We start from the raw sequence: 23,600 nt of genomic DNA, 5'->3' as shown, positions 1-23,600 counted from the left end.
GCAACGTCAGCGCCATGCAATTAGGCCCAGCCCGGCTACACACAGCGCGACTCCTGACCACTGAGCCAACGTCAGCGTTTCGCGGTACACAAAGATCCCGACGCCGAGAAGGATGGCTGCAACCGCCACGTTGGCGATCAGCGAGACGGTCGAGATGGGCCACCCGGCGCGGTAGGCCAGCAGGTAGCCGACCTCAATGACGAGCGCCCCGAGTCCGAGGACGACGGCGGGCTTCCACGCCATGCGCGCGGTTTCCGTTACCGCGCCGCCAGAGGCTAGCAGAGCACCGAGCGCGCACACGAACCCTACCAAGTAGGCCAGCGCAATCACGCCAAACGGCGACGCATCCTCGGGGACGGCCTTCTGCGCGAGGTGGTATGTCACCGTTCCCGCAATGGCGAGCAGGAGCGGAAAAGGGCTGAGAAGCATGGGGAGGCGAGGGCGGAATGCCGAAAGGTCGCCCTGGCCTCTGGCGGGCACGCAGGCAAGAGGAACGGCCTCGCGACAAGACCGAGGTAGACCGCGCGAGACCCTGCGGAATCGCGGAGCCACGTCTGACCCGCGCGAGGGCACGTGATCCGCCATGAGAGACGCGCAACCGCGAACTCAGTCGGTAGCCAGGCCCAGAAAAAGGGAAGGGGATGGCTTCCGCGCCAGAGACCAGACGCAGAACGGCCCCACCAGCGCAGTGCTGGCGGGGCCGCTTCTGTCGTGACGCCAGAGGCTCAGGCCTCGTCGGTCTCCTCGGCAGGCGTGTCGCCAGAGGTGTCGGGAGCCTCCGCGCCTCCGCTCTCGCCAGAGGCCTCTGGCGCCTCGGCGTCCAGAGCCGGCACGACGCCGTCGGTCGCGATGTCCGGGTCCTCGTCTTCCTTCACCAGGCGCGCCACGTCGGCGATTTTGTCGCCATCGCGGAGGTTGATGACCCGCACGCCCTGGGCGTTGCGGCTGTACGTCGAGATGCCGGAGACGGCCATGCGGATGAGGAGCCCGTGCTCGGTCCCGATCATCAGCTCGTCCTCCTCGGCCACGCTCTTGAGCGCGACCAGTTCGCCAGTCTTGCTCGTCGTCTTCTGCGCGAGGATGCCCAGCCCGCCGCGGCTCTGCTGGCGGTACTCCTCCAAGTCGGTCCGCTTGCCGTAGCCGTTCGCCGAGATGGTGAGCACCTGCGCCCCGTCGCGCCGCACGGCGATCATGCCGACGACGGTCTCGCCGTCCTTGAGCTTCATGCCGCGCACGCCGCGGCTCTTGCGGCCCATGGAGCGCACGTCGGTCTCATGGAACCGGATGCCGCGGCCGCCGGAGCAGCCCAGCACGATCTCGGTGTCGCCCTCGGTGAGGTGCGCTTCCACGAGCCGGTCGCCCTCCACGATGTCGATGGCGATGATGCCCGTCCGCATGGGGCGCTTGAACGCGTCCAGCGCCGTCTTTTTGACGCGCCCATCGCGGGTGGCCATGAGGACGAAGTGGCTCTCGAGGAACTCCGGGTCGCGGAAGTTCTCCTTCTTGATGCCGATCACCGCCTTCACGCTGTCCTCTGGCGAGATCTGGATCATGTTGCGGATGCTGCGGCCCTTGGCCGTGCGCCCGCCCTCCGGCACATCGTAGACGCGGAGCCAGTAGACTTGCCCGTGGTCGGTAAAGAAGAGCAGGTAGTCGTGCGTGTCGGCCGCGAAGAGGTGCTCGATCCAGTCCTCGGACCGGGTGCCGAGCCCCTTGAGGCCACGGCCGCCGCGGCTCTGCGTCCGGTACTCGTCGATGGCGGTCCGCTTCGCGAGCCCCTGGTTGGTGACCGTGACCACCATCCGCTCGTTCTCGATCAGGTCCTCCAGGTCGATGTCGCCACCGCCGATGGGGTCGATCTCGGTCCGGCGCTCGTCGGCGTACTTCTCCTTGATCTCCAAGAGCTCGTCCTTGATGATCTGCATCCGGAGCCCCTCGTTGCCGAGGATGCTGCGCAGGCGCTCGATCTCCTGGAGGATCTCACGGTACTCGGCGAGGATCTTCTCGCGCTCCAGGCCGGTGAGGCGCGAGAGGCGCAGGGCCAGGATGGCCTCGCTCTGCCGCTCGCTCAGCCACTCGCCTCTGGCGCCAGAGGCCGCCTCGGAGATGTTGAGGTCGGCGATGGTGTCCTGCTTTTTGCCGCTGGCGATGGGCGGCTGCGCCGGGAGGCCCAGGCGCTCCAACTGCGCCGCCGTGAGGCTGGCGGGGTAGACGCCCGCCATGAGGTTGGCCTTGGCCTCGTCCGTGTCCGCGCTGTGGCGGATGATGGCGATGACCGCATCGATGTGGTCGAGCGCGATGCTCAGGCCCTCCAGCACGTGCGCGCGCTCCTCGGCGTGGCGGAGGTCGTACTCCGTCCGCCGCACCACCACCTCGTGGCGGTGCGCGATGTAGTGCTCGATCATCTCCTTCAGCGACAGCGTGCGCGGCCGCCCGTTGACGAGCGCGACGGTGTTGACGCCGAAGGTCTGCTGGAGCTGGGTGTACTTGAAGAGCTGGTTCTTGGTGACCTCGATCACCGCGTCGCGCTTGAGCTCGATCACGATCCGCATGCCGTCGCGGTCGGACTCGTCACGGAGGTCGCTGATGCCCTCGATCTTCTTGTCGCGCACGGCGTGCGCGATCTTCTCGATGAGCGTGCTCTTGTTGACCTGGTACGGGATCTCCGTGATGATGATCGCGTCGCGGTCCTTGCGGATCTCCTCCTCGGTCATCTTGGCGCGCATGATCACGCGCCCGCGTCCGGTCCGGTACGCCTCGCGCACGCCCGCGATGCCGTAGATCGTGCCGCCTGTCGGGAAGTCCGGGGCGGGGATGTGCTCCATGAGCCCATCCAGGTCGATCTCCGGGTCGTCGATCGTGGCGACGATGCCGTCGATGGCCTCGCCGAGGTTGTGCGGCGCGATGTTGGTCGCCATGCCGACCGCGATGCCACTGGCGCCGTTGACGAGCAGGTTGGGCAGCGCCGCCGGGAGGACGGTCGGCTCGTCGAGCGAGCCGTCGAAGTTGGGGATGAAGTCGGCGGTCTCCTTGTCCAGGTCGCGCAGGAGCTCTTCCGCGAGGCGCGTCATGCGAGCCTCGGTGTACCGCATGGCAGCCGCGCTATCGCCGTCGACCGAGCCGAAGTTGCCTTGGCCGTCCACGAGCGGGCCGCGCATGGCGAAGTCCTGCGCCATGCGAACGAGTGCGTCGTAGACGCTCTGGTCGCCGTGCGGGTGGTACTTGCCCAGCACCTCACCGACGATACGGGCGCTCTTTTTGTGCGCGCGCCCCGCCGCGAGGCCGAGCTCCTGCATGCCGTAGAGCACGCGGCGCTGCACCGGCTTGAGCCCGTCGCGCACGTCGGGCAGCGCGCGGCTCACGATCACCGACATCGAGTAGTCTATGTAGGACGACTTCATCTCGTCCTCGATGTTGATCGGGATGATGCGCGAGCTTAGGTCGTCAAGCGCGCCGTCGCCGCCGATGGCGTCGTCGCCAGAGGCCTCTGGCGTGGGGGCGCCGGCGTCGGAGGAGTCGTCGAGGGGGAGGTCGTCGTCGGGCGTCTCGGCCATGTATCGGAGTCAGAGTTGAGCAACCCGAGAAGGTACCAAATCTGAGCGCCAGGGGCCTGTCACAGGGCGCCTCTCGCGGTGGATTCCGGGGGAAGGCAGGGGACCCCGCGAGCGGACCTCCATCGCGGGAGAGCGGACGCGCGGGGCCTCTGGCGCCAGAGGCCGTGTCGAGTTGCGAAGAAGTTGGGCGGAGAGCGGGAACGACGATCGGACGCTGAGACTAAAGGGGCCATGTTCGTGCGTCTGCTCCTGTCCGTCCTCCTCGCAGCGGTGTCCTTCGGGGCGCCCGCTCGCGCCGTGGTGGACATTGAGCCCGCGCCGATCGAGGCGCCTGTGGAGTCTGTCTCCGAGGCGGAGCCCGACGACGTGCAGGCGATGCTGCCCCTCCGCCTCGCGGAACGGGGTAGCGCCGTGCGCCCTGGTACATCGGCGATCCTCGCTAGAGGCCTTGAGCGGGCGTTGCCCCCGCTCCCGCCGCCGGAACGGTAGCGGCGCGTTCTCTCGACTCTGGCGTCCGCCAGGGAGGAGACGCGCCGCAGATCTCTAGGCTACCGGCCTGATTTCGCGCGAGGAGTGGCCTCGCGTGGTCCCTTTTCTGTCCCGCCCACGCGGGACCGTCCCGCCAGAGGCGCGGGCACGAACCCCCCTTTCCTGCTAGTGCTATGCTTACCCGCCTGACCTTTTTCGCCCTTCTCATCGCCGCGTCAATGACGACCGCGTGCGCCCAGACCCCCGCAACCGGATCGATGTCCACACCCGAACCCCGTGACCCTACCGTTGCCCTGACTGCCGAAACGCAGGCGGCGCTTTCCCCGATGGACGTGTTGCAAGCCCTCAAGGACGGCAACAAGCGGTTCATCGACGGGACGCCGCTGGAGCGCGACTTTATGAAGCAGGTCCGCGAGACCGCCGGCGGCCAGTACCCGATGGCGGCCATCCTCGGCTGCATCGATAGCCGCGTGCCGCACGAGATCGTGTTCGACAAAGGCGTCGGAGACGTGTTCTCGGCGCGCGTGGCGGGCAACTTCGTGAACACGGACATCCTGGGCTCGCTGGAGTTCGCGACGGCCGTGGCCGGTGCCAAGGTGATCGTCGTCCTCGGCCACACGGAGTGCGGCGCCGTGAAGGGCGCGTGCGACCACGTGGAACTGGGCAACCTCACCAGCACGCTCGCCAACATCTCGCCTGCGGTCTACGCGATCAACGACTTCGAGGGCGAGCGCTCGTCCAAGAACAAGGACTTCGTGCAGGCCGTCGCCCACGAGAACGTGGAAATGACCGTCCGCAACATGGTGGACCGTAGCACGGTGATGCGCAACCTCGTGCAGGAGGGCAAGCTCATGGTCATCGGCGCGATGCACGACGTGGCGACCGGCGAAGTGATGTTCATGGAGGAGTCGATGATCACCGCAGAGACCCTCTAAGCGACCGTTCTCTTCTCCTTGACGGCCCGGAGCGCACGCCCGTGCTCCGGGCCGTCCTGCATCTGACTCCCATGATCCGACTCCCGATTTCCGCCAGAGGCCCGCGCTCTTCCAGAGGGCCCCGCCTCTCCAGAGGCCTCGCAGTGCTGGCTCTGGCCGCTCTTTTCTCCGCCGCGCCCGCAACGGCGCAGCGCCTTTCGATTGCGCCGGACCTGGACCTCGAGGTTTCCGGCGGCGTGCAGCCGCGCGTGAGCCTCGGCGTGCAAGACCGCGCCGACGAGGACGACACCCGCTACGGCGCCGGCCTGCGCCGCGCTCGCATCCAGGCGCGCGTGCTCTACCGCGACCTCGCCGGGGTGGAATACGATGTCGACGGGGCCTCTGGCGCCGTCGAGAGCGTGGACCTGTTTGCGTTCGCGAACCTCTCCAAGAGCGTGCAGGCGCGCGTGGGGTACTTCCCCATCGCGCAGCCGCGCGGCGGCGTGCTCACGCCATACTTCCTCATCGACGCCGTAGACCGAGCGGCCACGGTCGAGCGGTGGCTGGGCGGCACGCTGGGCGGCGACGGCCGCGATATGGGCGCCGACCTCACGTACCGCTCCGGTCCGGCCTTCGCGTCGCTCGCCGTCCACAACGGCGCGGGCACGTTTGGGCGCGAGGCGGGCAACTACCGCGAAGGAATCTCCAGCCCGGATGTCGTCGGCGGACCCGAGACGGGCGGCCTCGCGGTCTCCGGAGCGGCGTCCTACACGCTGGCCTCTGGCGTCGAGGTCGGCGCCTTTGGGAGCGTCAACGGCGCGGACCCTGCGCGGACGGCCCGCGGGAGGGGCGGCCGGGACTACACGAGCGGCGGCGCGCACCTGTACTGGGGCGCCGAGCCCGGCAGCCAGCCGGTCCGCCTCAAGCTGGACGCCCTCGCGCTCCGCTACGCCGACGACGGCGGAGGCGCGCAGGAGGTGGCCGGCCTCTCGGCCCTCGCCGCGCTCGGCCTCGGGGCCTCTGGCGAAGCGTTCGCCCGCGCCGAGAGCTACTGGAGCGACGTGGACGCCAGGGGCGACACGTACCTCACGGCGGGCGCCAGCTACAGCCCCAGCGCCGCGCTCGGTGGCCCGTACCACCGCGCGCGCCTCACGCTGGCCTACCAGTACCGCGATGGCGCGTTCCTCCCCGACGCGCACCTTGTCATCCTGCAAGGACAACTGGCGTTCTAGCACGCGGGAGCCGCTCACGGGGCCTCTGGCGACGGAAGGGGCTCCTGCCTTCTCGGGACGCCAGAGGCCCGGCGCGTGCGGCTACACGCGGATACGCTCCCGCCCCTACGGCGCTCGCATGCGCTCTTGCCTGCCGCATTAGGCCTCGCGCCAAAGGCCATCGCCCGCGTGAGCCGGACGGTCGCGGTCCGTACGCCCTCAGGTGGACTGCAAGCGCGCCGCTGCTCCCGTGGACGCCTCTGGCGTGCCGATCTAGTCTCCGCTCGTCTCGCCCACCAACCCTCGCTTCCAGGCCCACGCAATGGCCTCGCGCCAGGAGCCCACGTCCAGCTTCTCGTAAATAGAGGAGACGTGGTTGCGGACGGTGTACGGCGAGATGCTTAGCTCGGCGGCGATCTCAGCGTTGCTCTGCCCACGCGCCATGTGGCGTAAGACCTCCACCTCGCGATCTGTAAGGGGCGGCTCGTCGGCCTCCGGCGGCACGACGGAGACAAACCAGCGGCCTTCGCCTCTGGCGACGGCCTCCACCGCCTCGGCAACAAGCGCGATGGGCTTGTCCTTGGTGATGTAGCCTGCCGCGCCTGCCTGCAGCATCGCGGCGACGTAGGCATGATCGTCGTAAGCGGAACAGGCCAGCACGCGCGTGGAGGATTCGGCCTCGCGAAGCGCCTGGGCGACGGCTACACCATCCTCCTCAAGCATCTCCACGTCCAGCAGGATCACGTTGGGTTCCATCTGTGCGACGAGCCGGCGCGCCTCGGCGCCAGAGGCGGCTTCCCCAACGACGTCGATGCGGCCTGTGGCCTCCAGGGCGGCTCGTACCCCGGCGCGGAGTGCGGGGTGATCGTCGGCGATGACGAGGCGGACGGCGGGCGTGCTCATGCGAGTACGGCCACCAGGGGCGAGTTCTCTCGCGTTCTCGCCAGAGGATCAGTACGCCAGCACGAAGCTCGGGCGCGGCGTGAGCCGGATGCCCGGCGCCGGGAGGTGCACGCGCTGCAAGAACGGCAGGACGGCCTCCCAGACCGGCCCCGCCAGAGGCAGCCCTGCGGGCTCGAAGTCCAACGCGAGCGTGACGTGGTTCTCTTCGAAGCCGCCGAGGGAGACGCTGCCTTCGCGCACGCCGTAGCCCAGCGCCACGTTGATCCACGGCGGCAGCCACTCGGCCTCTGGCGCGAAGGCGCGCGGGTTCACGGCCAGCCAGGCCGTCTGCCCGGCGTAGTCGCACGTGGCGTCGCAACTGTCGCCGGATGGCCAGTAGGAGATCTTGAGGCGCGCGGCTTCCAGTTCGGGGACGTAAGCGCGCGCGGCCACGAGCCCGGCGCCCGCGGCGTTGGCGGCGAGGTCGGTGGGGTCGAACACCTCGTGGCTGCCGTAGCCGTCCAGGATCTCGTAGTGGAGCATCCACGCGAACGACGTGGCCGCGCCCCACGTGGCGGAGCTCTTTCTGGAATGGCCCGCAAGGCGGTAAGCGGCGGCGTACCCCTCAGCCTGCACGCCAGAGGAGATCATGTGCCCCAGCTTGTCTGCGCCGTCGGCATACGCCCACTCCACCTCCACGTCGAACGGGCCGGTCAGGCGCCGGTCGTCCTGCGTGCGCCGTGCCGTCTCCAGCACGCCCAGCGCGACGGCGCCAGAGGCCACGGCGACGGTTCCCCACGTGCTCGGTCCTCTGGCGGGGCGGAGCGTGTCCGCGACGGCCGGAGTCTCCATCATGGGCTGGGCGCTGGCGACGGAGGCGGCGAGGATCCCCAGCAGGAGGAGGGGCAGCCGAGAAGGGCGAGAGAGCACGAGCGGAAGAGGAAACGGCCAGTTTACGAGGGGATAGGTGGCCGCTGGCTAGAGGGAATGCCCTATGTGTACATTCGGCGTGTCGTCAAGACCCGAGCGGGGGGACGACGTCAGACCCCTCTCCCCTGTACAGCCGTTGTGCTGCTGTTCTTGTATGGCCTCTACAGGCACCCCCACGCGCATTCTCGTCGTCGATGATCACGCCATCGTGCGGCACGGTTTGGAAAAGCTGTTCGAAGCCGAGCCCGACCTCGTCGTCGCGGCGGAGGCGGAGTCGTCGGATGACGCGCTCCAACTCATCGACAAGCAGTCGTTCGATTTTATCACGGTCGACATCGGCCTCAAGAAAGGCTCTGGCCTGGACCTCATCCGCCACATCCGCGCGCGCGATGAGAAGATCCCGATCCTGGTGCTCTCCATGCACCAAGAGGCGTACTACGCCGAGCGCGTGCTCCGCGCTGGGGCGCAGGGCTACCTCTCCAAGCAGGGCGACCCCGGTGCGATCGTGCCCGCCATCCGCCGCATCCTAGGCGGCGAGCTGTATGTGTCGCCTTCGCTGGCGGACGACATGGTGCGGCGCACCATCGAGGGGGGAGAGGGCCGCAAGGCTGTCGAGGACCTTTCGGACCGTGAGACAGAGGTCGTGCGGTTTATCGGGCAGGGGCTGTCTACGCGAGAGATCGCCGAAGAGCTGAGCCTATCGGTTAAAACCATCGAGAGCTACCGCGCCAACGTCAAGCGGAAGCTGGGCCTCCAGAGCGGCGCCGAGCTGGCGCGCTTCTGCTACGACTGGACCACCAACGCGCTCGGGCTGAGCACCGGCGACTCGCCAGAGGCGCTGTAGACGCGGAGTGATGCCCGGGTGGGGCGCCAGAGGCCGAGAAGGGGCCGCGGGCGGGCGGGGAGGGCGCGTAGCTTTGTGTCCTTCCCGACTCCCCCTGTGCCCATGCGGACCCGCCGCACCAAAATCGTCTGCACCCTCGGACCCGCCTCCGACAGCCGCGACGCCATCTCCGCGCTTATCAAGGCGGGCATGGACGTTGCCCGCATGAACTTCTCCCACGGCTCTCACGCCGACCACGAGCGCCGGATCGGCATCGTGCGGGAGGAGGCGAAAAAGCAGGGCCGCGTGGTGCCCATCCTGCAAGACCTCCAGGGCCCGAAGATCCGCTTGGGCGCGATGGAGGAGGGCGGAGCGCTTATCCACGCGGGCAACACGATCCGGCTCACGGCGCAGCCTGTGGCTATCGGGACCGAGGAGCGCGTGCACGTGAGCTACGACGCCCTCGCGGAAGAGGTGGTACAGGGCGGCCGGATCCTTATCGATGACGGCAACATCGAGCTGAAGATCATCGACGTGGACGGTCAGGACGTGGTCACCGAGGTCGTGATCGGCGGCGTGCTCAAGACCAAGAAGGGCGTCAACCTGCCGCAGATCGTGGCGGCGCGGCCGGGCATGACGCCAAAGGACATCGAGGATCTGGCGTTCGGGCTCACCCAGGACGTGGAGTTTATCGCGCTCTCGTTCGTGCGGACCGCCCGCGACATCGACAACCTCGCGCAACGCATCCGCTCGGAGGGCAAGTCGGTCGGCATCATCGCGAAGGTGGAGAAGCCGGAGGCGGTGGAGAACTTCGACTCGGTTCTCCGCGCGGCGGACGGCATCATGGTCGCCAGAGGCGATCTGGGCGTCGAGATCCCGATCCAGCGCGTGCCCATCGTGCAGAAGCAGCTCATCCGCGGCTGCCTGCAAGCGTCGAAGCCGGTCATCACGGCCACGCAGATGCTGGAGAGCATGATGGAGAACCCCCGCCCGACGCGCGCCGAGGCCACCGACGTGGCAAACGCTGTTTTGGATGGGACCGACGCGGTAATGCTTTCAGGCGAGACGGCCGCCGGCAAGTTCCCCGCACGGGCCGTCGAGATCATGGACGAGATCGTGCGCGAGGCGGAGAGCAACCGCCGCCGCTTGGGCGGGCGTCAGGCGCTGGACAGCGATACCGCAGACGCCTCGCAGATCACCCGCGCGATCTCGTCGCAGGCCGTGGACCTCGCGGGCGCTATTGAGGCGCGCGCGCTGTGCTGCCTCACGCACTCGGGGAGCACCGCGCGTGAGATCGCCAGCCACCGGCCAGACATGCCGATCTACGCGTTTACCGACAGCGAGAGGACCGTTGGGCGGATGGGCCTCACGTGGGGGACCGAGGCAGTCAAGATCCCGTTCCAGGAGCACACCGACGACGGTATCCGCACTATCCACCGCCGGATGATGGAGGAGGGACTGGGCAAAGCCGGTGACCACGTCGTTGTCACGGCGGGCCTGCCGCTCGTGGCCGTGGGCAAGACGAACATGGTGCACGTGACGACGCTGGGCGAGGACTGGGTGTAGCCGCGCGGTCCCGCCAGAGGCGTGGTCTCGCCGCCAGAGGCCTCTGGCGGCAGTGCGTGCCCTGGCGGTGTGCGCGTTGCAACACGCACCTACGGGTTGCTCATCCGAGGGAGGTTGGCGTTGCGGTGGGGCCGCACGCCCCGATGTCCTGAGCGTCGTCCGATGGATCACCTTTAAGAGGAAGAGCTCGGAGCCTCTGGCGCCAGAGGCGGGGCGGGACTTGATACGGATAACCGAGACTCGCCAGAGGCCCGCACACGCATCGCGGCGGTACTCCGTTCGTGCCCTCTGGAGCGCGGGCGGGCGCCGTAGTTTTCGGGCTCCCTCCCCGGTGCGCGCCCCCGACGTTCCCTACCCTCGCAGTTTCGTCCCCCACCTCCCGGATTGATGCGCCCAGCGCCGTCGGCCCGCCGCGCCCTGTTCTCCGCCTCGCTCTTCGCGAGCGCGTTCCTGCTCGCCGGTTGCGGCGCGCTGTTCGGGAGCCGGTACAACGACTTCCGCGCGTACTACAACGCGTACTACAACGCGGAGCGCGTGTTGGAGGAGGGGGAGAGCCAGCTCGACCGGCAGGACCAGGCCATCGACCGGACAAAGCTGATCTCGCTGTACCCCTCGGCCTCTGGCGGGCGCGGCTCGGGGTTTCAGGAGGCCATCGACAAGAGCAGCGAACTGCTCCGCGCCAGAGGCGACTCCAAGTGGGCGGATGACGCGCTGTTCCTGATCGGGAAGGCGTACTACTACCAGAACAACGCGGTCGGCGCGGAGCAGAAGTTCCGCGAGACGATCGAGCTGGCGACCGTGCGCAACAACGACCGCCTGGCCGACGAGGCGCGGATCTGGCTGGGCCGGACGCTGGCCTCTGCGCAGCGTTACGAGGAGGGGACGGAGATCCTGCAGGACCGTCTAGCTGCCGCCGAGGGCAACCGGGGCGACCTCGCGCGCATCCGGCTCGTCCTCGGCGAGCTCTACGCCCGCGAAGGCCGCTACGCCGATGCGGCCGAATCCATTCGCATGGGGCTTGAGGACGAGCGCGACAGCGACTTCGCGGCCCGTGCGTCCATGCTTCTCGGGCAGGTGCTGGAGGCCGATGGCCGCTACGCCGAAGCGGCCGACGCCTACCGCGAGGTCACCCGCCTGGCGCCACCGTATGAGCTGGCCTACGCCGCCAACCTCAGCCGCGCCCTCGTGCTCGGTCTGGACGCGGAACAGACGCCAGAGGCCATTGACCTCATCCGCCGCATGCGGCGCGACGACAAGAACTACGCGCACCGCGCCGAGGTGGAGTTGGCCTACGGCCGCCTGCTCGCCGCCTCTGGCGAGCCGCAGGAGGCGCTGACGGCCATGCGGTCGGTGTTGTACGATCCGCTGATGGCGGGGGGCTCCCTGCGCGGCGAGACCCACGCCCGCCTGGCGGAGTTCTACCGCGACGCCAGAGGCGACTTTGTCCGCGCTGCGGCGCACTTCGACACCGCGTCTACGGTCCTGCGCACATCGATCGCGCCTGGCGACACGCCGACGCGTGCGGCGCTGCTGGACGTTCGCCGGACGGCCGGGGCCTTTAAGGCGTACTCCACGGTCGCGGTCCGGCTCGCGGAAGCCGATTCGCTCTACGAGCTAGGCAGCCTGGACGACGAGGCGTTTGCGGCGCGGATCCAAGAGATCGAGGCGCAGCGTTTGGTGGAATTCGAAGAGGAGCAGCGGAGGCTGGCTGCCTCGCGGGCGTCTCAAGACTTCGCAGGCGGTCAGAGCGCGTTCCAGGGCGGAGGCGTGGCGGGGGGCGATATCCCGGGAGCGGGGGCGAGTGCCGCGGCAGCGTCGAACGCGGGCGGTCGGGATCTGGGCTTCCTGAGCTTCCGCGAGCCTTCCAGCGTCCAAGCCAACCTTCTCAACTTCCAGCGCGTGTGGGGCGACCGTGGCCTCGTGCCCAACTGGCGCCGCTCCGCAGCAATCGAGGCCGGCGGCGTCGCGACCGTCGTGGGGCCTGGGTTGGATCCGTCGCGTTTGGGACGCCGCTTTCCCGGCAACGGTCCGCCACCGCTCGACCTGACGCCGATCCCGCGTACCCCCGCGGCCTTGATCAAGCTGCGCTCGGAGCGTGCTGCGCTGCGCTACGAAGCGGCCAACAGCCTCTTCTTCTCGCTCGCGCGGCCCGATTCTGCCGCGGCGCTCTACGCCCTCGCGCTTGAGGATGGGCCTGAAGACGAGGTTGCCGGTCAGATCCGGTTCGCGCTTGCCGAAGTGGAGGCCGCCAGAGGCCGGGCCGACCGCGCGAGCGAGCTGTACCAGTCGCTGATCGACGACTCGCCGGACTCCGACCTCGCGGCGGCGGCGCGTCTCCGCCTCGGCATGGAGGCGCCGCCAGAGGTCGTCGCGGTCGACTCCACCTCAGAGGCGTACGAAGCCGTGCGGAGCCTCTGGCGGCAGGCGGAATACCCCGAAGCGGTCCGCGGCTTCCTCGCGCTCGCGGCGGACTCCTCGCGCGCCACGACCGCGCCCCGCGCGCTGCTCGCGGCTTCGGCCACGTACATCGAGTGGGCCAACGTGGACGGCTTCGAGCCTCTGCGGCCCCTGCCCGACTCGCTCGTGCCGTCCGGCCTGTTCCCCACGCGCGCGGCCAACGCCGCCGCGGCAGGACCCGCGCCAGAGGCCTCTGGCGCGACGCCACGCATTGGCGTGATTCCGCAGCCAGCCGATGCCGCGCGTCCCGGAGCGCCGCCACCCCCGCCGCCGGGCGGGATCCCAGACAAGCCGTCTCGTACTCCCCAGGAAAACGGGATTCCAGACAAGCCCTCTCGCGTTCCGCGTGCAAGCGGGACTCCAGACAGGCCTGTAAACCCGCCAGGGGCGCAACCCGAGCGCCCCGCGACGCCGCTGCGCGCTCCCGAAGTCCAACCTGCTCCCCAGCGCGAGCTTCCTCCTGGGGAAATCGCTCCAAGCGAAGAGAGGGGAGGGAGCGAGTCGCTGCGGATTGGCAACGATGCCACCATCACGCTGGGCGACGTGACTGTTCGGCAGCCGGGAGACCAAGAGCCCTCTCCGGTTTCACCGCTGCCGGCAGGTTCGGACCCTGTCCTTCTGGACAGTGCCGCCGCGCTGGACACCACCATCGTCCCAGACGCCGGAGCTGTTCCGGCGGACTCCACAACGGCGCCAGAGGCCGAAGCCGTGCTCACGGACTCTACGGAAGCGCCAGAGGCGGAGCCAATCGCTGAACTGCCCCTCGACGAGAGCAATGAGGAGCCTCTGGCGGCAGACTCCGCGCAGGTGAATCCGGTACGGTCCGATTCCACGACCGCTGTACCGACCGGCCCGACGGTGATGGACGTGCTCGCCCTCGTGGAAGAGCGCGCGCCCAGTACTCCGTACGCTCAGCGGGCCGCTACCCTTCGTGCCGGCCTCACACCCTCGTCAGAGGCGGAGGCCTCCGAGAGCGCGCCCGCGGCCTCTGGCGCCGCGCCGGGCACGTACGGGTTCGAAGGGCGCGATGCGCTCAACGCCTCTCTCGGCGGGTTTACGTGGCGGGCGCAGCGCATTCCAGATACGGCCTCGGCGTACACGATTCTCGCGGACTACCTCTCCCGAAGCATTCGCGCCGCCGCCGTACGAGACGGCGATGCGTACCGGATCGTGGTGGGGCAGTTCGAGACGCGGCCCGACGCGTTCGGCGTGCGCGAGGACCTGCCTGCCGAGGTGCAAGGAGCGGGGGCGAGCATCGTGCCCCTCACGGATCTCGTGCTGCTCGGACTAGACGATCTGATCGGGCAGTAACACGGAGCGCGCCGCGTACGTTCGCCACCCGTTGCCTCTGGCGTGCGGGGGTGCAGACGAAGAGGAGGCGTAGGGGCACGCACGTTCGGAACTTGCCCGTTTGCCACCCGGTATCGCTCGGCCCCGTTCTGTGCGGGGTCATCCGCCGCGCATGCGGCGTCCGCTTCCCCGGCGCGCTTCACGCCGCGCCCTACGCATGGCTCGTCAGAAGAAGACCCCCACTCCTCAGAACCCCCGCGACGGTCAGAACGGTCGCTCTCCCAAGCGGCCCCGGTTGTCGCTCGGCGGGTTCTACCTCTTCGTCCTCCTCGCGCTCGGGCTCCTCGCGCTCCAAACCGTCTTGCTCGGCGGCAGCACCTCCAAGGAGGTGGATTACTCCGAGTTCCTCGATCAGGTGCAGTCTGGCGCCGTCGCGGAGTTCACCGTGGTCAACGGCGCCGATATCACGGGGCTGTACACGCCAGAGGCCGTCGAGAACGAGGTCGTCGAGACCGAGGAGCCGCAGGCGGCTTTCGGGCGCGAGCCCGACGAGAAGGCCCGCCTCCGCTTCAGCACAACCAAGCCCGCCGATCACGACCTCACGGAGTTCGTGAACACGGTCAACGCCGCGCGCGAGGAGGCGGGAACGGAGCCCGTCGAGTTCGCGGCCAAGTTCCAAGAGAACTGGCTGGGCGGGCTGCTCTCATGGGTCGTCCTGTTCGGCATCATCGCCATTTTCTGGATCTTTATCCTGCGCCGGATGGGTGGCCCGGGGCAGCAGGTTCTGAACATCGGCAAGAACAAGGCGACACTCGTCGACCAGACGGAGGGGACCAAGATCACGTTTGACGACGTGGCCGGTCTGGACGAGGCCAAGGAGGAGATTGAGGAGGTCGTGCAGTTCCTCAAGGACCCGAAGCGGTTCACGAGGCTCGGCGGCAAGCTGCCCAAGGGCGTGCTGCTCGTCGGCCCTCCCGGTACGGGCAAGACACTCTTGGCGAAGGCCGTCGCGGGCGAGGCGGGCACGCCATTCTTTTCGCTCTCGGGCTCGGACTTCGTCGAGATGTTCGTCGGCGTGGGCGCCGCTCGCGTGCGCGACCTGTTTAAGCAGGCCAAGGAGAAGGCGCCGTGCATCATCTTTATCGACGAGATCGATGCCGTGGGCCGCTCGCGCGGACGCGGGTCGGTCATCGGTGGCAACGACGAGCGCGAGAACACGCTGAACCAGCTCCTCGTTGAGATGGACGGGTTCAACACGGATAAGGGCGTCATCATCATGGCGGCCACCAACCGCCCGGACGTGCTGGACTCGGCCCTGCTCCGCCCTGGCCGCTTTGACCGCCAGGTGCTGATCGACAAGCCGGACCGCCGCGAGCGCGAGGCCATCTTCAAGGTCCACACCGAGAGCCTGACGCTCGCGCCCGAGCTCGATATGGGGCTTCTGGCGGGCCAGACTCCCGGGTTCGCAGGAGCGGAGATCGCCAACGTCTGCAACGAGGCCGCGCTTCTGGCGGCACGCGAAGAGAAGGACGCGATCGAGATGATCGATTTCGAGCGCGCCATCGACCGCGTGATCGGCGGGCTGGAGAAAAAGAACAAGCTGATCTCGCCCGATGAGAAGCGCATCGTGGCCTATCACGAAGCGGGCCACGCCGTTGCAGGCTGGTTCCGCGAGTACACGGACCCCGTGGTGAAGGTGTCCATCGTGCCGCGCGGCCTTGCCGCGCTCGGCTACGCGCAGAGTCTGCCTCAGGAACGGTACCTCTACACGAAGGAGGCTCTCATTGACCGCATGGTGATGACCATGGGTGGGCGCGTGGCGGAGGAGATCATCTTCGGCCAGATCTCGACCGGTGCGCAGAACGACTTGGAGCGGATCACGGCCATGGCCTACGCCATGATCGTGGACTACGGCATGAGCGAGGAGATCGGCTACGTCTCATTCAACATGAGCAAGCAGAAGGACCAGCCGGTCTTCGACAAGCCGTACTCCGAGGACCTCGCGCGGCGCATCGACATCGAAGCGAAGGTGCTGATCGACGACGTGCGCGTGCAGACGCGCCGCCTGCTCGAAGAGCGCGCCGACAAGCTCGAAGACCTCGCGCAGGCGCTTCTCGAAAAGGAGGTGCTCAACGAGAACGACCTCAAGGCCGTGCTCGGCGAGCGCCCGTACGCGCTGCCCGACCACGAGCGCGGCGTGACGGCCGAAGGCGAGCCGACCAACATCGAGCCCAACTCCGCCTCTGGCGCGATGGGTGACGGCGCCGCTACGCCAGAGGCGGAGGCCCCGCCGATGGGCAGTCCGCCAGAAGCCTAACCGATCGCTTCTGACGAGATGATCTGCGCCCCGGCCCTCGTGAGAGAGCCGGGGCGTTTTGCGTGTGCGCCAGAGGCCTCTGGCGCGAGCATTGGCGTGAGCCCGAACCCCACCTCTGGCGCCACGACGGTCCGCCTTCAACTCCCGTCACGCCAGACCGACGTGCGGGTCTCGATCTTCGACGCCAGAGGCCGCGAGGTCACAACGCTGGCCTCTGACGCGCGAGAGTCAGGAGCGCACGTGTTGGCCATAGACACGTCGGCGTGGGCGGCGGGCGTGTACATCGTACGTGCCGAGGTCGGCGGCGTGGTGGCGAGCGCGCGGTTCGTCGTTGCGCAGTAGGGAGAAAGTCTCTGCCCAGGGCCACCACAAAACGTGCGCGTCATGTGAACCGGTCGTGTGTGGTACAGATCGGTATACCGTATTCCCGTTCGCTTAACGCGCCAGAGGCCGCATCTGCACGATCCTGGGGTCGCGCCACCCGTGCCAGATTGAAGGCGGGCCTCTGGCGCCTGTACCTTTGTGTCTGTCGTTACGCGCGGCCTTCCCATCGCCAGAGGCGAACGCTCGGTGAACCGAGCCGGGAGAATGCGCCGCGCTCCAGGCCCTCCGTCGAGGGCCGTCCTGACTCCCAGCTTTCCGCACCGCTGTGCCAACGATCAACCAGCTCGTCCGCAAGGGCCGCACGCCAAAGCGCAAGACCTCCGGGTCCGTCGCGCTGCAGGAGAACCCGCAGCGCCGCGGCGTCTGCACCCGCGTGTACACCACGACTCCGAAGAAGCCGAACTCCGCCCTCCGCAAGGTGGCCAAGGTTCGCCTCACCAACGGAATGGAGGTCATCGCCTACATCCCGGGCGAGGGCCACAACCTCCAGGAGCACTCCATCGTGCTCGTGCGCGGCGGTGGTGCTAAGGACCTCCCCGGCGTGAAGTACCACATCGTGCGCGGCGCGCTCGACACCGCCGGTGTCGCCGACCGCAAGAAGAGCCGGTCCAAGTACGGCGCCAAGAAGCCGAAGGCGTAGTCGGTTCTCGGCTCGCCCCTCGCCAGAGGCCGCGCCCACCCGGGCGCCCCGCCAGAGGCTAGGGCGCGAGACCGCCGACAACCGATCACCGACACCCGACAAAACCAATGCGCAGGAAGCAAGCAGAAAAGCGGATCCCCATCCCCGATCCGATCTACGCCGACGTCACCGTCGCCAAGTTCATCGCCGCTGTCATGCGCGATGGCAAGAAGAGCCTCGCCCAGAAGATCGTCTATGGCGCCTTCGACGTGATCGAAGAGCGCACCGCCGAGCCCGGCGTTGAGGTCTTCCGCAAGGCGATCAACAACATCGCGCCCCTCGTCGAGGTGCGCAGCAAGCGCGTCGGCGGCGCCACCTACCAGGTGCCCATCGAGGTCCGCCCAGAGCGGCGCACCTCGCTCGCCTTCCGGTGGCTCCTCCAGTACTCCCGCCAGCGCGGCGATAAGTCGATGGCCAACCGCCTCGCCGCCGAACTCCTCGCCGCGTCCCGCGGAGAGGGCGGTGCCGTCAAGAAAAAGGACGACACGCACCGCATGGCAGAGGCCAACAAGGCTTTCTCCCACTTCGCGCGCTTCTAAGTAGCAACGGCCCTCCGGGCCGCCCGCCAGAGGCCTCTGGCGACACGACCGACCCACCATGAGCATCCACGGCAAGCAGTTCCCGCTCGACAAGACCCGAAACATCGGGATCTCGGCGCACATCGACGCGGGCAAGACCACGACGACGGAACGCATCCTGTACTACACGGGACGCCTCCACCGCATCGGCGAAGTCCACGAGGGCGGCGCCACGATGGACTGGATGGAGCAGGAGAAGGAGCGTGGCATCACGATCACCTCTGCCGCCACCACGGCGCAGTGGGCGGATCACCGCATCAACATCATCGACACCCCCGGGCACGTCGACTTCACCGTGGAGGTGGAGCGCGCGCTGCGCGTGCTCGATGGTGCGGTCGCGCTTTTCTGCTCGGTCGGCGGCGTGGAGCCGCAGTCCGAGACGGTCTGGCGCCAGATGGACAAGTACAAGGTGCCCCGCATCGCGTTCGTCAACAAGATGGACCGGACGGGCTCTGACTTCTTCAACGCTGTCCAGATGATGAAGGACCGGCTCGGCGCCAACGCCGTCCCCGTCCAGATCCCCATCGGAGACGGCGAGATGTTCCGCGGGGTCATCGACCTCATCGAGAACAAGGCCATCGTCTGGGACGAGGCGACTCAGGGCTCCACCTGGGACGAGATCGAGATCCCGGAGGACCTCAAGACCGAGGCGCGCAAGTGGCGCATCAACCTCATGGAGGCCGTCGCCGAGCACGACGACGAGCTCCTGATGCTGTACCTGGAGGGCGAGACCATCGACCCCAACCACATCAAGCGCATCGTTCGCGAGGCCACCATCGCGCTCGACATCACGCCGGTGTTCTGCGGCTCTGCCTTCAAGAACAAGGGCGTCCAGCGCCTGCTCGATGGCGTCATCGATTTCCTCCCGAGCCCGCTCGACGCGCCTCCAATGGAGGGCCACGTCCCGCGTACGGACGATATCGTCATCCGCAAGCCCAGCCCCGACGAGCCACTTTCGGCCATCGCGTTCAAGATCGCGACCGACCCTTACGTCGGTAAGCTGACGTTTGCCCGCATCTACTCGGGAACGCTCAACAAAGGCGACTCGATCATGAACGCGAGCAACGAGAAGAAGGAGCGCGCTGGCCGCCTCCTCTTCATGCACGCCAACACGCGCGAGGACGTCGATCAGGTCAAGGCCGGCGACATCTGCGCGATCGTGGGTCTCAAGGAGACGAAGACCGGTGACACGCTCACCGACCCCAACGCCCCGGTTGTGTTGGAGTCGATGGACTTCCCGGAGCCCGTGATCCGCATCGCTATTGAGCCCAAGACGAAGGCAGACATCGACAAGCTCGGCGTCGGTCTCCAGAAGCTCGCTGAGGAGGACCCAACCTTCAAGGTCACCACCGACGAGGAGACGGGTCAGACCCTGATCGCCGGAATGGGCGAGCTGCACCTCGAGATCATCGTGGACCGCCTCAAACGCGAGTTCAAGGTCGAGGCCAACGTTGGTCAGCCGCAGGTGTCGTACCGCGAGGCGCTCCGCAAAGAGGTCACCCACGCGTACACGCACAAGAAGCAGACCGGTGGTCGCGGCCAGTTCGCGCACGTCGAGATCGAGTTCACCGCGACCGAGGACGGAACCGGCTTCGAGTTCGAGAACGGCATCGTTGGTGGCTCCATCCCGCGCGAGTTCATCCCGAGTGTCGAGAAGGGCATCAAGGAGGCCATGAGCCGCGGACCGATCGCGGGCTACCCCATTGAGGGCGTCAAGGCCCGTCTCTTCGACGGCAAGTTCCACAACGTCGACTCCGACCAGCTCTCGTTCGAGCTCGCAGGCCGTATGGCCTTCCGCGAGGCGAGCCGTCTGGCGAAGCCGGTCATCATGGAGCCGATCATGAAGGTTGAAGTCATCACGCCAGAGGAGTACATGGGCGACGTCATCGGCGACCTCAGCTCCCGCCGTGGTCAGATCGGCACCATGGGGCAGCGCAACGATGCGCAGGTCATCGAAGCGATGGTCCCCCTGAGCGAGATGTTCGGGTACTCCACCGACCTCCGCTCCAACACGCAGGGTCGCGCCATCTACTCGATGCAGTTCGACCACTACTCCGAGGTGCCCCAGTCGGTCGCCGAAGAGATCGCCGCCTCCATGAAGACGGAGGTCGCTGCGTAACCCAATAGATATTCAATACAGCGGCCTGGCCGCACAGACAACACAGCACAATGGCTAAAGAGCAATTCCAGCGGACGAAGCCCCACGTCAACGTGGGCACGATCGGCCACGTCGACCACGGGAAGACCACGCTGACGGCGGCGATCACGAAGGTGCTCGCCGAGAAGTCGGGCGGCGTGGCGAAGGGGTTCGACGAGATCGACAACGCGCCCGAGGAGCGGGAGCGCGGCATCACGATCGCGACGGCGCACGTGGAGTACGAGACGGAGGCGCGGCACTACGCGCACGTGGACTGCCCCGGGCACGCGGACTACGTGAAGAACATGGTCACCGGCGCGGCGCAGATGGACGGGGCGATCCTCGTCGTGGCGGCGACCGACGGGCCGATGCCGCAGACGCGGGAGCACATCCTCCTCGCGCGGCAGGTCGGCGTGCCGTACATCGTGGTGTTCATGAACAAGGCGGACTTGGTCGACGACGAGGAGCTCCTCGAGCTCGTCGAGATGGAGGTCCGCGAGCTGCTGTCCTCCTACGAGTTCCCCGGCGACGACCTCCCGGTCGTGCAGGGCTCGGCGCTCGGCGGCCTCAACGGGGAGCCGCAGTGGGTGGCGCAGATCGAGGAGCTCATGCAGAGCGTCGACGACTACATCCCGACGCCGGAGCGGGCGGTGGACCAGCCGTTCCTGATGCCGGTCGAGGACGTGTTCTCGATCACCGGCCGCGGGACGGTCGTCACCGGCCGCGTCGAGCGCGGCGCGATCAAGGTCGGGGACCCGGTGGAGATCGTCGGGATCGCCGAGGAGAAGCAGACCTCGACCGTGACGGGCGTGGAGATGTTCCGGAAGCTGCTCGACTCCGCGCAGGCGGGCGACAACGCGGGGATCCTGCTCCGCGGCATCGACAAGGAGGCGGTAGAGCGCGGCATGGTGCTGACGAAGCCGGGCGCGGTGACGCCGCACAAGGAGTTCGAGTGCGAGGTGTACATCCTCTCCAAGGAGGAGGGCGGCCGGCACACGCCGTTCTTCAAGGGGTACCGCCCGCAGTTCTACTTCCGCACGACGGACGTGACCGGCGACATCGAGCTCAACGAGGGCGTCGAGATGGTGATGCCCGGCGACAACACGCAGTTCAAGGTGAAGCTGATCCAGCCGGTGGCGATGGAGCAGGGGCTCCGGTTCGCCATCCGCGAGGGGGGGCGGACGGTCGGCGCCGGCGTCGTCTCCAAGATCCTCGACTGATCAATAGCTGACTCCGAGCCTCTGGCGGCACGCCGTCGCCAGAGGCCGGGCTCAACCCAGCCAAACACATGGCCAACCAGAAGATTCGGATCAAGCTCAAGTCGTTCGACCACACCCTGGTCGACAAGAGCACCGAGAAGATCATCCGCACTGTCAAGCAGACTGGCGCCGTGGTAAGCGGCCCGATCCCGCTCCCGACGCGCAAGCAGATCTTTACGGTGCTCCGCGGACCGCACGTGGACAAGAAAGCCCGCGAGCAGTTCGAGACCCGGGCGCACAAGCGCCTGATCGACATCCTTTCGACCTCGTCTAAGACGGTGGACGCCCTCATGAAGCTTGAGCTTCCGAGCGGTGTCGACGTCGAGATCAAGGTCTGATTCCAGGGCAGTCGGCCTCTGGCGCAAGCCAGCGGTGAGACTGTCCCTGCTTAACTAAACCAACAGGTTTCAATGAGCGCCATTCTCGGCCGCAAGGTCGGTATGACCACCGTGTACGATGAGGCAGGCCGCCAGACGGTCTGCACCGTCATCGAGGCAGGACCCTGCCACGTCACACAGGTCAAGACCGACGAGATCGACGGCTACAACGCCGTCCAGATCGGCTTCCAGGACAAGAAGGAAAAGCACACGACGAAGGCCATGCGTGGCCACTTCGAGGCTGCTGGCACGACGTTCAAGCGTCACATCGTGGAGTTCAAGAACTTCAAGAACGATGTCAACATCGGCGACGAGTTCGGTGTAGCCGACGTGCTCGCCGAAGGCGACAGCGTCCACGTGGCAGGCAAGTCCAAAGGCAAAGGCTTCCAGGGCGTCGTCAAGCGGCACGGCTTCGGCGGTGTCAACGACGCGACGCACGGACAGCACAACCGCCAGAGGGCTCCCGGCTCCATCGGCCAGGCGTCGGACCCATCGCGCGTGTTCAAGGGCACCAAGATGGGCGGCCGGACAGGCAACGAGCGCGTGACGGTCAAGAACCTCCGCGTCGTCCGCCTCTTCCCGGACAACAACCTCGTGCTCGTCAAGGGTGCCGTCCCCGGCCCCAAGAACGGCATCCTCGAAATCCGGAAAGCGTAATCCGTACTGCGTGATCCGTGAGGCAGCCTCTGGCGCCCCTCGCGCATTACGAATCACGACCCAGACACATGAAACTTCCTGTCTACACCCGTACCGGCTCCGAGGCTGGACGCGAGGTCGAGCTCGACGACGCCATCTTCGGCATCGAGCCCAACGACCACGTGATCTGGCTCGACGTGCGGTCCATCCAGGCCGCGGGCCGTCAGGGCACGCACAAGACTAAAGAGCGTGGCGAAGTCGCCAAGTCTCGCCGCAAGCTGTATCGCCAGAAGGGCACCGGCAACGCGCGCGCTGGTGACGCCAAGAGCCCGCTCCGCAAGGGCGGCGGTACCATCTTTGGGCCCAAGCCGCACAAGTACTCCGTCGGCGTTAACCGCAAGACGAAGCAGCTTGCTCGCCGTAGCGCTCTCGCGCACAAGCTCCGCAACGACGCGGTCCGCATTGTCGAGAACATCGAGATGGCCGCGCCGAAGACGAGCGAGATCGCGACGCTTCTCAGCGGTCAGTCCATGGAGAGCAAGAAGGTGCTCCTGCTCACGGCAGGCCGCGACGACGTGCTCTACCGCTCGGGCCGCAACATCCCGAAGCTCACCGTCAAGGACGCCGCTCAGGCTTCGACGCTCGACCTCATGGGTGCCGCTCAGGTGCTCCTGACCGAAGGCGCCGTTGAGACGCTGACCGACGCGCTTCGCCCGCAGGGCAAGAAGACGGCGACCACCGCGCCCGAGACTTCTGGCGTTGAGACTGCCGACGAGGCGTAACCGAACCGACTATGAACATCCTGATCGAGCCCATCCTGACCGAGAAATCCGCCCGCCTCGCTGAGACGGAGCAGCACTACGCGTTCAAGGTCATGAAGGAGGCCAACAAGATCCAGATCCGCGCCGCGATCGAGGAGCGCTACCCCGACGTCACCGTCAAGGAAGTGCGCACCATGATCGTGCGCGGCAAGCGCCGCCGCCAGATGACCAAGAAGGGCGTCGTGGAGGGCCGCGTGGCTGGCTATAAGAAGGCCATCGTCACCCTCCGCAGCGGCGAAATCGACCTCTACGAGGCCGTATAACACCCTGGGCGCAAAGCCTCTGGCGGGTCCCTG

20 protein-coding genes are annotated in these 23,600 nt (G+C 67.5%); 16 read left to right on the top strand and 4 right to left on the bottom strand.

Features of this window, described 5'->3' with window-relative positions; translation table 11 throughout:
• Positions 1-6: 6 nt before the first annotated feature.
• Together BSZ36_RS12495 and gyrA are read right to left on the bottom strand one after the other, a co-directional pair.
• Positions 7-429 carry a hypothetical protein gene (locus BSZ36_RS12495; RefSeq protein WP_094549448.1) on the bottom strand — a complete coding sequence of 141 codons (423 nt, stop codon included), beginning with the start codon at positions 427-429 and terminating at the stop codon, positions 7-9.
• A 296-nt stretch (positions 430-725) separates the two neighbouring features.
• Positions 726-3,401: a DNA gyrase subunit A gene (gene gyrA / locus BSZ36_RS12490; RefSeq protein ID WP_425442700.1), complete on the bottom strand. Its 2,676-nt coding sequence runs from the start codon at positions 3,399-3,401 to the stop codon at positions 726-728.
• A gap of 390 nt (positions 3,402-3,791) precedes the next feature.
• Here gyrA and BSZ36_RS12485 point away from each other — a divergent pair, with 390 nt between their 5' ends.
• From BSZ36_RS12485 to BSZ36_RS12475, 3 genes are all read left to right on the top strand, one after another.
• Positions 3,792-4,043 carry a hypothetical protein gene (locus BSZ36_RS12485; RefSeq protein WP_143536888.1) on the top strand — a complete coding sequence of 84 codons (252 nt, stop codon included), beginning with the start codon at positions 3,792-3,794 and terminating at the stop codon, positions 4,041-4,043.
• 173 nt (positions 4,044-4,216) lie between these two features.
• Positions 4,217-4,978: a carbonic anhydrase family protein gene (locus BSZ36_RS12480; protein WP_094549442.1), complete on the top strand. Its 762-nt coding sequence runs from the start codon at positions 4,217-4,219 to the stop codon at positions 4,976-4,978.
• Between the two features lie 71 nt (positions 4,979-5,049).
• Positions 5,050-6,189 (top strand): hypothetical protein, encoded by a 1,140-nt coding sequence (locus BSZ36_RS12475; RefSeq protein ID WP_143536887.1) that lies wholly within the window; start codon positions 5,050-5,052, stop codon positions 6,187-6,189.
• A 252-nt stretch (positions 6,190-6,441) separates the two neighbouring features.
• Here the strand turns inward: BSZ36_RS12475 and BSZ36_RS12470 are convergent, their stop codons facing one another.
• Positions 6,442-7,071: a response regulator transcription factor gene (locus BSZ36_RS12470; RefSeq protein WP_094549438.1), complete on the bottom strand. Its 630-nt coding sequence runs from the start codon at positions 7,069-7,071 to the stop codon at positions 6,442-6,444.
• A 48-nt stretch (positions 7,072-7,119) separates the two neighbouring features.
• Positions 7,120-7,905: a DUF2279 domain-containing protein gene (locus BSZ36_RS12465; protein ID WP_143536886.1), complete on the bottom strand. Its 786-nt coding sequence runs from the start codon at positions 7,903-7,905 to the stop codon at positions 7,120-7,122.
• Between the two features lie 229 nt (positions 7,906-8,134).
• Between BSZ36_RS12465 and BSZ36_RS12460 the strand changes: the two genes are divergently transcribed.
• The 13 genes from BSZ36_RS12460 to rplW all read left to right on the top strand — a co-directional run bounded on the left by BSZ36_RS12460 (position 8,135) and on the right by rplW (position 23,567).
• Complete coding sequence (locus BSZ36_RS12460) at positions 8,135-8,824, top strand: response regulator (RefSeq protein ID WP_094549434.1); 690 nt, start codon at positions 8,135-8,137, stop codon at positions 8,822-8,824.
• Positions 8,825-8,926: 102 nt separating this feature from the next.
• Positions 8,927-10,369 (top strand): pyruvate kinase, encoded by a 1,443-nt coding sequence (gene pyk / locus BSZ36_RS12455; RefSeq protein ID WP_094549432.1) that lies wholly within the window; start codon positions 8,927-8,929, stop codon positions 10,367-10,369.
• A gap of 387 nt (positions 10,370-10,756) precedes the next feature.
• Positions 10,757-14,137: a tetratricopeptide repeat protein gene (locus tag BSZ36_RS12450; protein ID WP_094549430.1), complete on the top strand. Its 3,381-nt coding sequence runs from the start codon at positions 10,757-10,759 to the stop codon at positions 14,135-14,137.
• 196 nt (positions 14,138-14,333) lie between these two features.
• Positions 14,334-16,433, top strand: coding sequence for an ATP-dependent zinc metalloprotease FtsH (ftsH, locus tag BSZ36_RS12445; protein ID WP_218827659.1), 2,100 nt, complete (start codon positions 14,334-14,336; stop codon positions 16,431-16,433).
• An 18-nt stretch (positions 16,434-16,451) separates the two neighbouring features.
• Complete coding sequence (locus tag BSZ36_RS12440) at positions 16,452-16,775, top strand: T9SS type A sorting domain-containing protein (RefSeq protein WP_094549427.1); 324 nt, start codon at positions 16,452-16,454, stop codon at positions 16,773-16,775.
• A 307-nt stretch (positions 16,776-17,082) separates the two neighbouring features.
• Positions 17,083-17,457 (top strand): 30S ribosomal protein S12, encoded by a 375-nt coding sequence (gene rpsL, locus BSZ36_RS12435; RefSeq protein WP_094549425.1) that lies wholly within the window; start codon positions 17,083-17,085, stop codon positions 17,455-17,457.
• 107 nt (positions 17,458-17,564) lie between these two features.
• Positions 17,565-18,035 (top strand): 30S ribosomal protein S7, encoded by a 471-nt coding sequence (gene rpsG, locus BSZ36_RS12430; RefSeq protein ID WP_094549423.1) that lies wholly within the window; start codon positions 17,565-17,567, stop codon positions 18,033-18,035.
• A 58-nt stretch (positions 18,036-18,093) separates the two neighbouring features.
• Positions 18,094-20,193: an elongation factor G gene (fusA, locus tag BSZ36_RS12425; RefSeq protein WP_094549421.1), complete on the top strand. Its 2,100-nt coding sequence runs from the start codon at positions 18,094-18,096 to the stop codon at positions 20,191-20,193.
• Positions 20,194-20,243: 50 nt separating this feature from the next.
• The gene (tuf, locus tag BSZ36_RS12420; protein WP_094549419.1) at positions 20,244-21,431 is read left to right on the top strand and encodes an elongation factor Tu; all 1,188 of its coding nucleotides are present in this window, start codon (positions 20,244-20,246) and stop codon (positions 21,429-21,431) included.
• A gap of 68 nt (positions 21,432-21,499) precedes the next feature.
• The gene (gene rpsJ / locus BSZ36_RS12415; RefSeq protein WP_094549417.1) at positions 21,500-21,808 is read left to right on the top strand and encodes a 30S ribosomal protein S10; all 309 of its coding nucleotides are present in this window, start codon (positions 21,500-21,502) and stop codon (positions 21,806-21,808) included.
• Positions 21,809-21,880: 72 nt separating this feature from the next.
• Positions 21,881-22,504, top strand: a complete 624-nt coding sequence (gene rplC / locus BSZ36_RS12410; protein WP_094549415.1) for a 50S ribosomal protein L3 — start codon at positions 21,881-21,883, stop codon at positions 22,502-22,504.
• A gap of 68 nt (positions 22,505-22,572) precedes the next feature.
• Positions 22,573-23,265 (top strand): 50S ribosomal protein L4, encoded by a 693-nt coding sequence (gene rplD / locus BSZ36_RS12405; protein WP_094549413.1) that lies wholly within the window; start codon positions 22,573-22,575, stop codon positions 23,263-23,265.
• Positions 23,266-23,276: 11 nt separating this feature from the next.
• Positions 23,277-23,567, top strand: coding sequence for a 50S ribosomal protein L23 (rplW, locus tag BSZ36_RS12400; RefSeq protein WP_094549411.1), 291 nt, complete (start codon positions 23,277-23,279; stop codon positions 23,565-23,567).
• Positions 23,568-23,600 lie beyond the last annotated feature (33 nt).

The organism is Rubricoccus marinus, assembly GCF_002257665.1.
Lineage (GTDB): Bacteria > Bacteroidota > Rhodothermia > Rhodothermales > Rubricoccaceae > Rubricoccus > Rubricoccus marinus.
Note: the sequence above shows the minus strand (reverse complement) of the source record. Positions and strands in the feature narration are given on the sequence as shown.

What these genes read in the sequence shown, in the direction of transcription:
- BSZ36_RS12495 (WP_094549448.1), bottom strand. Translation starts at nt 429, where the DNA reads ATGCTTCTCAGCCCTTTTCCGCTCCTGCTCGCCATTGCGGGAACGGTG.
- gyrA (WP_425442700.1), bottom strand. Translation starts at nt 3,401, where the DNA reads ATGAAGTCGTCCTACATAGACTACTCGATGTCGGTGATCGTGAGCCGC.
- BSZ36_RS12480 (WP_094549442.1), top strand. Translation starts at nt 4,217, where the DNA reads ATGCTTACCCGCCTGACCTTTTTCGCCCTTCTCATCGCCGCGTCAATG.
- BSZ36_RS12475 (WP_143536887.1), top strand. Translation starts at nt 5,050, where the DNA reads ATGATCCGACTCCCGATTTCCGCCAGAGGCCCGCGCTCTTCCAGAGGG.
- BSZ36_RS12470 (WP_094549438.1), bottom strand. Translation starts at nt 7,071, where the DNA reads ATGAGCACGCCCGCCGTCCGCCTCGTCATCGCCGACGATCACCCCGCA.
- BSZ36_RS12465 (WP_143536886.1), bottom strand. Translation starts at nt 7,905, where the DNA reads ATGATGGAGACTCCGGCCGTCGCGGACACGCTCCGCCCCGCCAGAGGA.
- BSZ36_RS12460 (WP_094549434.1), top strand. Translation starts at nt 8,135, where the DNA reads ATGGCCTCTACAGGCACCCCCACGCGCATTCTCGTCGTCGATGATCAC.
- pyk (WP_094549432.1), top strand. Translation starts at nt 8,927, where the DNA reads ATGCGGACCCGCCGCACCAAAATCGTCTGCACCCTCGGACCCGCCTCC.
- BSZ36_RS12450 (WP_094549430.1), top strand. Translation starts at nt 10,757, where the DNA reads ATGCGCCCAGCGCCGTCGGCCCGCCGCGCCCTGTTCTCCGCCTCGCTC.
- ftsH (WP_218827659.1), top strand. Translation starts at nt 14,334, where the DNA reads ATGGCTCGTCAGAAGAAGACCCCCACTCCTCAGAACCCCCGCGACGGT.
- BSZ36_RS12440 (WP_094549427.1), top strand. Translation starts at nt 16,452, where the DNA reads ATGATCTGCGCCCCGGCCCTCGTGAGAGAGCCGGGGCGTTTTGCGTGT.
- rpsG (WP_094549423.1), top strand. Translation starts at nt 17,565, where the DNA reads ATGCGCAGGAAGCAAGCAGAAAAGCGGATCCCCATCCCCGATCCGATC.
- fusA (WP_094549421.1), top strand. Translation starts at nt 18,094, where the DNA reads ATGAGCATCCACGGCAAGCAGTTCCCGCTCGACAAGACCCGAAACATC.
- tuf (WP_094549419.1), top strand. Translation starts at nt 20,244, where the DNA reads ATGGCTAAAGAGCAATTCCAGCGGACGAAGCCCCACGTCAACGTGGGC.
- rpsJ (WP_094549417.1), top strand. Translation starts at nt 21,500, where the DNA reads ATGGCCAACCAGAAGATTCGGATCAAGCTCAAGTCGTTCGACCACACC.
- rplC (WP_094549415.1), top strand. Translation starts at nt 21,881, where the DNA reads ATGAGCGCCATTCTCGGCCGCAAGGTCGGTATGACCACCGTGTACGAT.
- rplD (WP_094549413.1), top strand. Translation starts at nt 22,573, where the DNA reads ATGAAACTTCCTGTCTACACCCGTACCGGCTCCGAGGCTGGACGCGAG.
- rplW (WP_094549411.1), top strand. Translation starts at nt 23,277, where the DNA reads ATGAACATCCTGATCGAGCCCATCCTGACCGAGAAATCCGCCCGCCTC.